The 13552-nt window shown below is 43.1% G+C and carries 14 protein-coding genes; 11 read left to right on the plus strand and 3 right to left on the minus strand.

Annotated features, from left to right (window positions below; translation table 11 throughout):
- Positions 1 to 32: 32 nt before the first annotated feature.
- Positions 33 to 461 carry an NUDIX domain-containing protein gene (locus M3661_RS18650; RefSeq protein ID WP_251487430.1) on the plus strand — a complete coding sequence of 143 codons (429 nt, stop codon included), beginning with the start codon at positions 33 to 35 and terminating at the stop codon, positions 459 to 461.
- A gap of 221 nt (positions 462 to 682) precedes the next feature.
- Positions 683 to 1255: a GNAT family N-acetyltransferase gene (locus M3661_RS18655; protein WP_251487433.1), complete on the plus strand. Its 573-nt coding sequence runs from the start codon at positions 683 to 685 to the stop codon at positions 1253 to 1255.
- Positions 1256 to 1440: 185 nt separating this feature from the next.
- Here M3661_RS18655 and M3661_RS18660 read toward each other — a convergent pair whose 3' ends face one another.
- The gene (locus M3661_RS18660) at positions 1441 to 2001 is read right to left on the minus strand and encodes an SLOG family protein (RefSeq protein ID WP_251487435.1); all 561 of its coding nucleotides are present in this window, start codon (positions 1999 to 2001) and stop codon (positions 1441 to 1443) included.
- A 198-nt stretch (positions 2002 to 2199) separates the two neighbouring features.
- Between M3661_RS18660 and M3661_RS18665 the strand changes: the two genes are divergently transcribed.
- Both M3661_RS18665 and M3661_RS18670 read left to right on the plus strand, forming a co-directional pair.
- A complete protein-coding gene (locus M3661_RS18665) occupies positions 2200 to 3060 on the plus strand; it encodes a DUF6612 family protein (protein ID WP_251487438.1) in 861 nt (286 codons plus the stop codon).
- 170 nt (positions 3061 to 3230) lie between these two features.
- The gene (locus M3661_RS18670; protein ID WP_251487441.1) at positions 3231 to 4004 is read left to right on the plus strand and encodes a DUF6612 family protein; all 774 of its coding nucleotides are present in this window, start codon (positions 3231 to 3233) and stop codon (positions 4002 to 4004) included.
- Between the two features lie 145 nt (positions 4005 to 4149).
- Here the strand turns inward: M3661_RS18670 and M3661_RS18675 are convergent, their stop codons facing one another.
- Both M3661_RS18675 and M3661_RS18680 read right to left on the minus strand, forming a co-directional pair.
- Complete coding sequence (locus M3661_RS18675; protein WP_251487444.1) at positions 4150 to 5331, minus strand: macrolide family glycosyltransferase; 1182 nt, start codon at positions 5329 to 5331, stop codon at positions 4150 to 4152.
- Positions 5328 to 5768 (minus strand): helix-turn-helix domain-containing protein, encoded by a 441-nt coding sequence (locus tag M3661_RS18680; protein ID WP_251487448.1) that lies wholly within the window; start codon positions 5766 to 5768, stop codon positions 5328 to 5330. The genes M3661_RS18675 and M3661_RS18680 overlap by 4 nt, the downstream gene beginning before the upstream one ends.
- Positions 5769 to 6231: 463 nt before the next feature.
- Here M3661_RS18680 and M3661_RS18685 point away from each other — a divergent pair, with 463 nt between their 5' ends.
- From M3661_RS18685 to M3661_RS18715, 7 genes are all read left to right on the plus strand, one after another.
- Positions 6232 to 7029 (plus strand): DUF6612 family protein, encoded by a 798-nt coding sequence (locus tag M3661_RS18685; protein ID WP_251487451.1) that lies wholly within the window; start codon positions 6232 to 6234, stop codon positions 7027 to 7029.
- Between the two features lie 499 nt (positions 7030 to 7528).
- Positions 7529 to 9052: an ABC-F family ATP-binding cassette domain-containing protein gene (locus M3661_RS18690; protein WP_251487455.1), complete on the plus strand. Its 1524-nt coding sequence runs from the start codon at positions 7529 to 7531 to the stop codon at positions 9050 to 9052.
- A gap of 151 nt (positions 9053 to 9203) precedes the next feature.
- On the plus strand, positions 9204 to 9668 hold the full coding sequence (locus M3661_RS18695) for an OsmC family protein (RefSeq protein WP_251487458.1): 465 nt from the start codon (positions 9204 to 9206) through the stop codon (positions 9666 to 9668).
- A gap of 94 nt (positions 9669 to 9762) precedes the next feature.
- Positions 9763 to 10401: a DUF1349 domain-containing protein gene (locus M3661_RS18700; protein ID WP_251487464.1), complete on the plus strand. Its 639-nt coding sequence runs from the start codon at positions 9763 to 9765 to the stop codon at positions 10399 to 10401.
- Positions 10402 to 10767: 366 nt separating this feature from the next.
- Positions 10768 to 11643: a radical SAM/SPASM domain-containing protein gene (locus M3661_RS18705; RefSeq protein WP_065291302.1), complete on the plus strand. Its 876-nt coding sequence runs from the start codon at positions 10768 to 10770 to the stop codon at positions 11641 to 11643.
- Positions 11644 to 11874: 231 nt separating this feature from the next.
- Positions 11875 to 12636: a restriction endonuclease gene (locus M3661_RS18710; RefSeq protein ID WP_251487475.1), complete on the plus strand. Its 762-nt coding sequence runs from the start codon at positions 11875 to 11877 to the stop codon at positions 12634 to 12636.
- A 240-nt stretch (positions 12637 to 12876) separates the two neighbouring features.
- Positions 12877 to 13455 carry a class I SAM-dependent methyltransferase gene (locus tag M3661_RS18715; RefSeq protein ID WP_175400500.1) on the plus strand — a complete coding sequence of 193 codons (579 nt, stop codon included), beginning with the start codon at positions 12877 to 12879 and terminating at the stop codon, positions 13453 to 13455.
- The last annotated feature ends 97 nt before the right edge of the window (positions 13456 to 13552 follow it).

Here is a 13552-nt window from a genome sequence, read left to right on the forward strand (position 1 = left end):
ATGGTGAATATTCGATTAAGGAGTGATTGGCAATGACAGTTACAAATCATACAATAGCAATCCCGAAATTAGGTGTTGGAGCGGTAATTCGCAATCACAATGACGAAATTCTGTTGGTCAAGCGCAACCGGAATCCGGAAAAAGGAACATGGAGCATTCCTGGCGGCAAGCTGGATATGTACGAATCGTTAGAGGAATGCGTTATCCGTGAGGTGAAAGAGGAAGTTAACCTTGATATAACGGTGACCCAATTGATATGTACAGCGGAAACGATCCGTCCCGAAAATGATGAACACTGGGTGTCCCTCATCTACGATACGACAGTACAGGGAGGAGAAGCACGCAATAATGAGGCAGATGGTGCAATTGAAGATATGCGTTGGTTTTCCCTAGACGAGCTGCCCGAGCAATTGGCCTGCTTTACGAAGCCAGCAATAGATCGAATATTGGGAAAAGCTTGAGGCTTGAATCTAGTTTGGTTTAAGTGGAACGTGTGGGAATGAGCGGGGTGCAACATTTTCCGGGAAATAATGTGGCGGAGCGACAAAAACAGAACAAAACTACTTTCAGCAACAGGGTTCTTGTATTCTGCTATTCCTCAAAATTACTGAGATGAAAAAGATATCGCAAGATGTTAGCTGATGGGATTTAACAAAATAAACCATTAGAGGGGGAAGACGTAATGCTTGCTTCGGATGGTCAGGTATCGATTAGAAAAATGTCTTATGCTGATGAAGACTTTGCTTTGTTATATAAATGGCTGAATGATAAAAAAATCCTAAGTTTTATTGAAGGTCCAAGTACCAGATTTACATGGGAACAGATTATAGGAAAATATGGGCCACGGGCAAGAGGAGAGCATTATGTCACCCCGTGTATTATTGAATTTAATAATGCTTCTATAGGATATTTACAGTTCTATCCGTTACAACAGGATGAAATTCATGAATATGGAGCAAAGCCTGATCAACCGCAATTCGGACTAGATATATTTATAGGAGAGACTGATTTTTGGGATAAGGGAATCGGAACTCTGGCATTGAAACTTATCATTCGGTATTTATTTACCGAGCGAGGAGTTGAGGATATTTACATAGATCCACAAATCGTGAATGTCAGAGCAATCAAGAGCTATGAAAAATGTGGATTTAACAAGATAAAAGTACTACATGAAAGAGAATTGTTTGATGGAGAATATAAAGATACTCAACTAATGAGGATAACATTAGAGGAATTTATGATGCAAAATGATTGAACTAATGGCTGTATTCATTCAATGAACCAGCGGCAGTGTACTATTTTACAACACAAAGCTGCCGCTGGTTTTATAGAGTCAACCGATTACTTTTTTGGAAGGATTAACTGAAGCCCCTGCTCCCTTACATACTTGATACATATCCGTTTTCACTAGACCAAGCGAATTTTATTCAAAACAATTTTTCACTCGAAGAACATGCTGCTTTGCTCCTCATCTGCAATCGCTTGAATTTCCTCTGCTCCGATATTGATATAGATATAGCCTTCTTCCTCTTGCTTCTTCAAGGCGCGTTCCTTCGTAAACTTCGGACTTGCCTCTCCCGAATCCTCATCATAGACGAGCAGAATGCCATCTGTCTTGCGGAACAGCAGCTCGTCCCTTGCGATGAATTGCCATTTGCCACTGTAGGGAGCATTACTCACCGTGCCATAGTAATCGATTCCGTGCATAATTTCTTCGAAATAGGTTTGCTTCTCCTCGCTCCACTGTGCTTCAGGATTGGCGTACGCCGTAATAATGGAACATTTCAACTGCGGATATTGTTGTTTCAGCGAGATAGCAGCTTCGCAAGCCCATAAATCGACTCCATACTGGCCAGGTGTGATGACCCATTCTAATCCTTCTTCAATTAGCGGAATAAGGCGAGATTCTATCGCTTTGCGTATATAAGGAACTCCCTGATGCTTATTGTTATAAATGCCGAGTTCGTGAGCTCGGTAGCCGGTAACGAGTAGATTTTTCAATGTATGATTCCTCCGAGAATGTATCTATATATATGATTATAGACGGTAGAACTAAAAATGATAAATATACAGAGAATGGGACTAAATATCTAGTTCCTTCATCAATTTGACACATGTTTTAGTTCTAAAATCCCTGTTACAGAGACGTATGAATTGGTTAATATGAGTAAGTATACTAACATTTAGGGGGAAAAAATTTTGAAAAAATGGGTTGCACTATTGTTGGGGGCAATATTAGTAGTAAGCATGACGGCTTGTGGAGATAAAAAAGACGCTGCTGGAGCAAACAGCTCTTCTACAGCACAGACGACAACTGAGACAGAGAAAAAGGATGCTCAGGTTCCATCTGTCGATGAACTTATTCAAAAATCAATTGATGCAAGCAAGTCGCTCAAGAATTTCTCTATGGACAGCCAAGTGAAACAGGATCTTACAATTAGCCAAGGTGAACAGAAGCAAGAGCAAAATACGGAAATAAAACTGAAAAGCGACATGACTAAAGAGCCTTTCAATCTGTATCAAGAAATGACAATGAACGTAGCGGGTCAAGGTGAGCAAAAAGTCGTTCAGTATATTTCGAAGGAAGGCATTTATTCACAAGTGAACGGGCAATGGACGAAGATGCCGGATGACATGAAGGCACAAATTCTTGAAGGTGCGGAGAAAGGGGCAAGCCCAGAGCAGTCCCTGGAACGCTTCAAATCGATAGCGAAAGATTCGAAGGTATCCGAAGAAGGTACTAACTATATCTTGACGGCGGACTTGTCCGGTGACGGGATGAAGGAACTGGCGAAGTCGTTGATGACCCAATCTGGTTCTAACAGTAATCCTCAAATGGAAGCAATGATTGAGCAAATGAAGATTAAAAGCATTAAGATGAAGTTTGGTGTCAACAAGGAGTCATACCAACCAACAATATCCGATGTGGACATGTCTATGGAAGTCGAAGAGCAAGGTCAGAAAGTTGAACTCAATATGGTTATGACAAGCACATTCTCGAAGCATAACGAGATTGGCGAAATCAAGGTGCCACAAGAAGTATTGGACAGCGCTAAGTAATCGCAATGTATAGCCTAGACCGTCGAATCTACGGATTTGGCGGTTTTTTTTATGGCATTAATAGTTCTATTCTACTAATTTCTGTTTCGGAATAGGGCTACGTTCACTTTGTCTGTCTATCGATATTGATTACTATGAGGGAGCATACTAATTTTGGGAGGCAGACGGTTTTGAAGAAGTGGACGGCAGCACTCGTAGCGATCATGGTAGTACTAGGCATTACAGCATGCGGCAACGCAACACCTACGGCAGGAGAATTGATTCAAAAGGCTACGGATGCGGATAAAACATTGAAGAGCTATTCAATGGATGTCCATGTTGAGCAAGTGAATGGGATTCAAGGCGACAGCAGCAAAGAAGAAAAATCGGATATTAAAATCAAAACTGACTTTACAAAGGAACCGCTTGGTTTCTATCAAGATACGTCAATTGTGTCAGACCAAACGAACCAAACGATTAAACAATACTTCACCAAAGAAGGAGCATACTCTCAGGTCAATGGCGAATGGGCGAAAGTTCCGGATGAGTTGAAGAGCCAGTGGGAAACGAACATTAAAAGCCAAATGAGCTTGACGCAAAATCTCGATAAATTCAAGCCGTTAGAGAAAGATTCGAAGATTACCGTGGAAGGTAACGAATACATCATGACTACGGATATGTCTGGCGATAAAGGCAAGGAGTTGGCGAAGACGCTGTTGTCCGAGTCATCCGGTGAAGAAGCTGCGGAAGCGCTTGGCAAGATGAATGTTAAGACGCTTACCATGACATATGGCGTGAATAAGGAAACCTACTTCCCGACGAAGAGCGGCTTTACACTTGTGCTCGAAGGGGAAGAGAACGGACAGAAGGTTTCGATCAGCATGAAGGTGACGAGCACAATTACGAAGCATAACGAAGTGGCCGAAATCAAAGTGCCGAAGGATGTTATCGACAACGCTCAATAGGATACGATTTCGATTGTCGAGACCATATTTCTAAGGCTATTTCCATTGGATTCAGTTAGATTGAAGACAAACTCCCGTGATATCTATACCGCGGGAGTTCTTTATGTTTTTTGTCCATAGTTCAATACGAAATTATCAGATACCATTAAGACTGCGCTCGAATTTTAGTTAGAATCACATTGGCCGCTTCTACTGCACCACCAGCATTCTGAAAAGTTTCTGACAGTTTTTGCGCATTTTCCTGATATGTCCGATTCGTCAACACCTCAGATACCGCTGCTGCCAAATATTTTGGCTTCTTTCCTTTCAATTTTAAACCTGCACCCAGTTCTGCAACCCGATCAGCCACTAATCCTTGTTCGCTATGTTGCGGAAATAAAACCATTGGAACTTCAAAATACAGGCTTTCATTCACACTATTCATGCCGCAATGGGTAATAAATACATCGGCTGTTTGCAATACCGATATTTGATCCACGACGTTATTCACTGTAAGATTTCTTGGTATGTTGCCAAGAGAAGCAATCTCCGTTTTTTCACCAACTGACATCACAACATCATAGTCCGTATCTGCAAATGCCTGAATAACTTTTTGGTAAAAATCTTGATTTTGATTCAGTATAGTCCCAAGTGAAATGTAGATTAGTTTTCTATCTTTTTTATTAATCTGTATCGACGGAGACTGTCTGATGGATGGTCCGACAAAAGCATATCGCTCAGAAAACGTATCCGCCATCGGCTGGAATTCTTTCGAGGTATAGACAATGGTGTCTGTTTCATTATTATTTTGAACAATCGATACAACATTCTCTATTTCATACCCATGATTCTTTAACAACTGAATTTTTCTGTTCATTCGGGGCAAACCCACGATCATTCTCCATAAATCGATGAAACCACGCTTCATCAGTTTCGCGGTGTACTGATTAAAAGCAAAGGTAGTAGTCGAACAAACATATGGAATTTCTAGTTTTTTAGCAAATAATTTTCCCCAAAAGCATATAGAGTCAGATACAATACAATCCGGCTGAATTTCCCTTAATTCCTGACATACCTTCTCATCCAAAGCAATGGTCGTATCGGCAACCATCTCAATTAATGCTGTAAAATCTTTGCCAACCTTGCGATCCGATTCCTTTTGTGAAAGCTGGGGCAAGAACTCATCACAAGCAATGAATGCAGCACCAGCACCTTCTATTTTCCCCTGAAATTCTAGAAAGGAATAGTACCAAACTTGATGGCCTCTATTGACTAATTCGGCTACCACCGGAATGGTTGGATTGGTGTGACCATATGCGGGTATCGAAAAAAATACAATTTTGCTCATTCTGATTCATCTACCTCCCGCTCAGCTTTTTGGATCATCTCTACAAATTCCATGAAATGATTGCTTTTTAAGAGGGCAATCCCTTTTGTCGCATCTTCCCCCAAGACAATCAGCTTATCACCAGCTTGTATCTGATACATTTCGCGTGCCTGTTTGGGAATTACAATCTGTCCCCGATCTCCTACCTTCACAACACCAAAGAACTGCTTCCCCGTGGGAACGAGCTGATTCGCCGCTTCTTCACTCATATCACGGGATAATTGATCCAGGGTTACTTGAAAAAGTTCAGCGAGTATCTTGCATTTAAAAATATCGGGCAAGGCATCCCCGTTTTCCCACTTTGCTACGGTCTGTCGTGATACGTTTACCTTCTCAGCTAATTGTTCCTGACTCCATTTTTGCTTTTTACGCAACACACGAATATTCATACCAATCATATTTTTCATCTCCGTATACGTTAAATATATAGAAGTTGCAAGGTGAAAATCTATCAACAGTTCGCAACATTTTATGTTAAGAATTGTGGCGAAGAACAGGTCATAGATGAAGCTAACGTCGATAGCGCCGTATTCGATTTTGCGAACCAAAAGATCCTTAGGTACAAGCTCGTCGAAGGAGAACATGGAGGTTTGGGCAAGACGTCCTTTGCAACACATTTTTCGCAATATATCCAATACTTGTGCACTGTTATTTGTCCATATCATACCAAATTAATAGAGAATACAAACTGAGGTGTTCTGTTAAAGAACAAGACTGTCGACAGTCTTGCTGTATCCATTAGATGTATCGATGATGTCTAAATGCTTCTATTTTATTGAAGTAATAGGTTTTAACTTACTGTTCCCTTCTTTATAAATTGGCTAACATGGGTAAAGCAGATTATTTTAGGGGGCTGTTATTTTGAAAAAGAGGATAACTATACTACTAGCAATCTTATCATTACTAGGGATAACGGCATGCGGCAATACGATGCCCACTGTAGATGAAGTATTGCAGAAAGCAATTGAGGCTGATAAACGTGTAAAGAGCTTTTCCTTGGATATCGTTCAAACACAAACATTGACAGCAGACCATAAAACACAAGAATCAAAGGTAACTACAATGAGATATGACTATACCAAGGAACCGATAGGTTCATATTTCGAAAGTTCGATATATTCTGATGAAGTGAACCTAACGAAAAAAATGTACAGAACGAATGAAGGAACATATTTTCTTGGATATGATGGTCAATGGAGGAAGTTGCCAGATGATTCGATGAATCCAACTCAAATACAGAAGGATATGGATTTGAATGAGCTCTTTAGACAGATCAAGATGTATGCAAATGAAGCGAACATTATTTCAGAAGGCAATGATTATATCGTGACAGTGAATTTGGAAAATGAAAAAGCTAAGGAAGCTGAACATTTTTTGTGGTCGGAGTCACCAAGCCAGGAAGAGGATAATTTAGAAAAGAAAACATCAGAGCAAAAGGGTAATAAGCAAATCATGCTCGACATGAAAAACATAGTAATGAAATATCGGATAAACAAGGATAATTATTTTCTTATTAGTATCACTTTTGAATATACCAAGTCAGGAGAAGAGTCCGGACGAAAAATTGAGGATCATTTTGTAAGTAACTCAACATACACTAGACACAATGTGGTTCCTCAGATTAAAGTGCCACAGCATATTATAAACAGCGCTCAATAAGAAGTTATTTTTCTACTGGTTGATTCCGCCGCATCTTTTGAATGCGGCGGTTTTTGCATATTCTTGACAGGACAAGCCATGATCGTGTATCATTTTCCTCGTAATACCATTTTATGATGATGAGGATTAGAAAGGGGATGGCGGTATTGTCAACTGTTCTTCAACGGAAATTGGCTTAAGACGGGAGAAGTCTGCCCATTTTTAGCTTAACGCCAATCGAAGAACAGTGGATAAAGAACCTATTCCTTTTTTCATATACAAGTACGCGTTCATGAACTTTGGGTGCAGAACCAAGCGGAACCAACAGACACGGTCTGTTCGTATTGGTCAGCAGCACTAAGGATAAATTGAACTACCTATTATGGGCTATTTGTATAGGGCAAGGCGATTCGTTCGCCTTGCCCTTTTTTGCATACACACAAGCAAATACTTTCTTTATGAAGCTGTTCTCTCGCTTGGCGTTGAGCATCATTTACGCACATACAAAGGAGAGAATGACATGAGTATGTTATCTGTAGAAGAAGTAACCCATTTTTATGGAGATAAACAAGTATTTCTCGATATTAGCTTTCGCTTGCTTCCGGGAGAGCATGCCGGAATTGTAGGCAGCAACGGAGCGGGCAAGTCAACATTGCTGCGCATCCTGTCCGGTGAGCTATTGCCGGATGCAGGGAAGGTGGAGTGGCTGCCTCATGTGAAGGTAGGTTATTTGCAGCAGCATATTGATCTGCAGCCTGGAATGACCGTGCTCGATTATTTGCGCGGGGCATTTGGTCACCTCTATGCCATGGAACAGAATTTGATGGAGCTGGCACACAAGATGGCCGAAGATGCTGACAATCTGGAGTTATGGCTTGCCAAGTATGGGGAGCTTCAGCATCGACTGGAGCATTCGGGATTTTATGAGATTGAAGTGAAGCTGGAACAGATCGCCGCAGGCTTAGGGCTGCTTGATATTGGTCTGGATCGGGATGTCGAGAAGCTGAGCGGAGGTCAACGCACGAAGCTGCTTCTAGGAAGATTGCTCTTGGAAGAGCCCCATGTTCTCCTGCTGGATGAACCGACGAACTATTTGGATGAGGTGCACATTGATTGGCTGAAGGGCTATTTGAAGGGGTATAAGCAAGCCTTCTTGGTCATTTCCCATGATAATTCTTTCTTAAATGAAATTGCCACGTCGATCTTTCATGTCGAGCACCAGAATATTAAGCGTTATGTAGGCAACTACGAGGCATTCCGCAGCGTATACGAGCTTAATAATTTGCAGCAGCACGAAGCGTATAGCCGACAACAGAAGGAAATTGCCAGACTCGAAGATTTTGTCCAGAAAAATAAGATTCGCAAGGCGAAGCAGGCCAAGAGCCGCGAGAAGATGCTGGAACGCATGACGCGGATTGATCGACCAACTTCTGGTGCGAAGCCGCGATTTTCTTTCCAAGTTCATGTGGAGCCTGAAGGTAGAATTATGAGGGCTGAACAGCTACAAATCGGCTATGCGAAGCCGCTATGCTCGCCTCTGAATCTGTTGATGAAACGAGGAGAGAAGATTGCGATTGTCGGTCATAATGGGGTGGGCAAGACAACGCTGCTTAAGACGCTGCTTGGAGAATTACCCCCATTGCATGGCAATGTTCGTCAAGGAGAGCGGGTGAAGGTCGCTTATTTTGCCCAAGAGCTGTTCGTATCCGACGATTCCGCGCTTGATCAATTATGCGCATTCCGTACAGACATGACACATCAGCAGATACGCAAGCTGCTTGCGATGACTGGGTTGACGGAGGAGCATATTCGGCAGCCGCTCAGCTCGCTAAGCGGCGGAGAGCAGGCTAAGGTACGATTATGCGAATTGATGCTGACGGACAGCAATGTGCTCGTGTTGGATGAACCGACGAATCACTTGGATACTCGGGCGAAGGAGGCCCTTATAGAGGCACTGCGCAGCTACAATGGTTCAGTGCTGCTGGTATCTCATGAGCCTGACTTTTATGCAGATTGGGTCACACAGGTGTGGTCGTTGAAATAAAGGCTGCTTCGTTTGCGGCTCGACCATAGTAGGGAGATTGCAGAAAGTTGCAATCTCCCTTTCCCTTCTGGAAAGCAAGATAACATTCATACTATTCATATTTATAACTGTGATATAATGTTGGTTAAAATAGGAAGGCGAGGTTATGTGAATGCCACTTGAAACATTTACTGCTTCTGCACATTTGCAAAAGGGAATGGTTGTAAAGGCAAGATCACGGAATTTCGAGATTACGATTGACGAGCCAAAATCGCTAGGCGGTACGGATACGGCAATGAATCCGGTTGAAGTCGTACTGTGTGCGTTAGGCGCCTGCCAGTCCATCGTGGCAAGAGCATATGCCCGTAAATTCAATATTGAGCTGGAGCAATTTTGGGTGGAGCTTGAGGGGGATTTGGATACAGATGGCTTCATGAACAAATCTGACGTGCGCCGAGGCTATTCTGAAATTCGCTACAACATCCATGTGAAGAGCAATGCTTCCTATGAGCAGATCGAACAATTCGTGCAGTTCATTGAGCGTACATGTCCGGTTGGGGATACGATTAGTGCTCCTGTTCGACTTGTATTGAATGGCATTATTTTGGAACAGGACTCTCCGCAGGTCACAACATAATGTAGGAGATGCGCCGTAATCTTAATTGCGCCCTGTACAGTAGAGATGATTCCTCCTATGATGGAAGAGAGACTACGACATGGAGGCAATTCAGATGAGCAATTCAATTCGACTGCATGAAAATTTTGAACATGAACAATTGAACACGAACTTGATGTGGTACTCGCCGCCTCGAGCGTGGGAGACCAATCAAGAATCTGCAAAACTCATTGTTCGCACCGCCAAAGAAACCGATTACTGGCAAAAGACACATTATGGCTTTGAAGTCGATAATGGACATTTTCTATATACAGAAATTGAGGGGAACTTCAGGCTGACGACCAAGGTATATTCCTATCCTGTTCACCGTTATGACCAAGCAGGGCTAATGGTTCGCTATTCGCCAGACACTTGGCTCAAAACATCTGTAGAATATATTCCGGATGCCAGCAATAAGCTCGGCGCAGTCGTCACGAACCATGGGTATTCTGACTGGTCGACACAAGAAGTGGATAATGGGGATGCTCCGGTCTACTTCCGTATTTCCCGAATTGGCAACGACTTTTATGTCGATTACTCGCTGGATGGTTCCGCTTGGAAGCAGCTTCGCATGACCCATTTGTTCGAGCAGGAGTCGAAGCCAATTCAAGTGGGCATCTATGCATGCAGTCCGCAGGGTGAAGGGTATGAGGCACATTTTGATTACATAACGATTGAAGAACTATCGGATGATCGAACTCAAGTGTATAAGTAATGGGATTGCTTCAGAAACAGAGTTTATCTTGAAACTCGACCTTTAAATGGTCAATGTGGGGCCCTTCTCAATAAGGGCCTCTTTAGCGTTTGCGCATTTTGGATACTTCTCGAACCTAGGAACTATCTCAAGTTCGGCAAAAGGATGCACTCCGATCAACCCATCAAGCAATCGATATTCACATGTGACGTGTGTATGTTACCCCCTATTCTTCGCTACAATCCATCGTTTTCGGTGATGGAATTCTGCTCTGCCGTACTAGTTCCTGTATGTTCCGCCCCAGATTAAGTTGAATGCAGGGACGTTTTCGTGCATAGTAGAGGGTGAGGACAGTACGGAACTACTACAATAGAATGGGGAACAATCTTGAAAACGTTCAAAAAAGTATATATAGAGCTGACCAGTGTATGCAACTTGGCTTGTACGTTCTGTCCGCCGACAGAACGCAAGGCAAACTTCATGAAGCTGGATGCATTCAATCATATTCTAGATGAGATTAAGCCGCATACGAATCATATTTATTTGCATGTCAAAGGGGAGCCCTTGCTCCATCCGAAGATCGATGAATTATTAGATGCAGCCCATGAGAAGGGCTTCAAGGTCAACATTACAACGAACGGTACACTTATACGCAAGAACAAGCATAAGCTGCTGGGCAAGCCAGCGTTGCGTCAGATGAACTTCTCGCTTCATAGCTTCGATGGTCATATTGGCTCGGAGAACCGTGATAAGTATCTTGCTGATATTTTGGAGTTCGTGCGTGAAGCTGAAGAGCATAAGGTTATCTTCTCGTTCCGACTATGGAATTTGACGCAGGATAATAAAACGAACATGGAGCGTAATCGCAACCGCGAGACGCTTGAAATTATTGAAAAAGAATTCAATTTGGACTATCGAATTGAAGAGAAGATCGTTCCGGGCAGCGGTGTTAAGATTGCGGATCGTGTTTATTTGAATCAAGACCATGAATTTGAATGGCCAAGCTTGAGCGCTCCGGAGGATGAGGGCAAAGGCTTCTGCCATGCGCTTCGTTCCCAAGCTGCGATACTCGTGGACGGAACCGTTGTACCGTGCTGCTTGGATGGCGAAGGGGTTATTAATCTCGGCAATGTGAACCGTGACTCATTCTCGGATATTGTAGAAAGCGAGCGAGCGAACAACTTGTTCTACGGATTCTCCCGCAGAGAAGCTGTGGAGGAGCTGTGCCGCAAGTGCGGGTATCGCAAGCGGTTCGGCACATAGCTGAATGATATAAATCTGAGCGACAGCAGCGCATGAAGGTAGGAAGTTCATGCCCTTCTCTCGAAATAAGTTGAAAGTTGAAGTCCTTACCATCCTCGCGAGGGTGATAAGGGCTTATTTGTTTTAGTATTGTTGCGATGCTCTAATTAAGGAGGAATATATTTCAAGGGTTTATCAAAATGTTTCCAGGTTGTAAAATGTTGATATATAAACAACAGGAGAGATATGTACATGGGAAGCAGTGAATGGATGTTAATCGCAGCTGTTATGATAGCCATGTTGCTTGGAGCTTCGATCTTGGTTGCGATTCAAGGAAAGAAGCCATCGAAGAAGAATGGAAGATTACCGCAAAACCGGGCAAAGCGAGGTACTACAAATAGAGCCTCAACACGTTGTCGTGAAGATGAAGCGATCTTATCAAGTAAGTTGGAAGACTTGACGGGTGCTGAGTTCGAGCGCCTGTGGGCCCTTTATTTCAGAGATCAAGGTTATGGAGTCACAGAGGTTGGAGTCGGCGGCAGCGACGGGGGCGTGGATCTTGTGATTACGGATCGCCGGGGAGAGAAGACCGCTGTTCAGGCAAAATGCTATGCAAGTCACCATAAGGTTCCTGTGCAGACGGTTCGTGAACTTGTTGGTGCTAAGCGGAATCACGATTGTATTTTGTCCTTGTTGATTACGACATCAGATTTGACAGGGCCAGCTAAGAAAGAAGCGGAACAATTCAAAGTGGATTATTGGCATGGTGCACTCATTGAACACAAGCTGCGTTCATGGGGGAAGTGGAATCCTGGAAAAAGGACATCGAAGAAAAGTAGTCGAGAAATGGAAGTAGCAAAAGCAGAGTTGAAGCAAGGTAGTAAGGAAAGCGCAGCATCCGCATCAAAGACTTGTACATGTGGCTCGCCAATGGTGAGAAGAAAAAGCAAGCAAGGACAAGCATTCTGGGGATGCTCAACCTATCCGAAGTGCAGGCATACCCGATCGGTATAATGGTACTCTAGGAACAGAACACATATAACTAAATTACGAAACCGCTGGATGATCAATCATATAATCATAGTTGACGTTAAGCGGTTTTGACCTACCCACACTTTTTTATCCGCGGAATCTATCCCTTCAGAAATTCTTCAGAACTCATTAAGAACTCATTCAGAGCAAACTCCCTATGATCCCAAGACATGTTGGATATGATAATAACAACCAAGGTTACGAGCGAAAGGGAGACGTCAAATGAGTGTGAACATGTTTCGGGAAAAGCTACTGTTCTTAAATACATTTTTTCGAACGCCCAAACAGATAGGGAGCATTACGCCAAGCTCACGATTTCTCGCGCAGCGCATGATGGATGCTGTGGACTGGCAAGAGGTGCAGCATGTTGCCGAATTAGGCGCGGGAACAGGGGCCATTACCAGATTTATCGATACGGTTAAGCGGGATACGGCCAGAGTGATCTTGTTCGAGAAGGATCCATTGTTGCTGGCGCGTTTGCAGGATAACTATCCCGAATACGCTGCTTATCCGGATGCTGGTGAGCTAGGCAAGATATTGGGGGATGAAAGTAGGGAGCAGTTGGATTGTGTGCTGAGCGGGCTGCCATTCTTCAACTTTCCGCAACAGTTGCGTGATCATCTGATCGAGGAAATTTTCGCATCGCTTAAGCCGGGAGGTTTATTCGTTGCCTTTCAATACTCTCAACAAATGAAGCCGCATTTGGCTCGCTATTTTGATATCGAGAATATTCATTTTGTGTTTCTGAATGTTCCACCAGCCTTTGTATATGTATGCCGGAAAGGGAGCGGGTTACAGTAATCGGGTATTCGGCCTTCGACTCTCGATCCCTTTAGCAGTTGAATATCATTTCTTTTTTAATTGGATTGTTCATACACTTCTCTTAAGCTATATACTT

The organism is Paenibacillus sp. MER 180, assembly GCF_023713665.1.
Lineage (GTDB): Bacteria > Bacillota > Bacilli > Paenibacillales > Paenibacillaceae > Paenibacillus_B > Paenibacillus_B suaedae.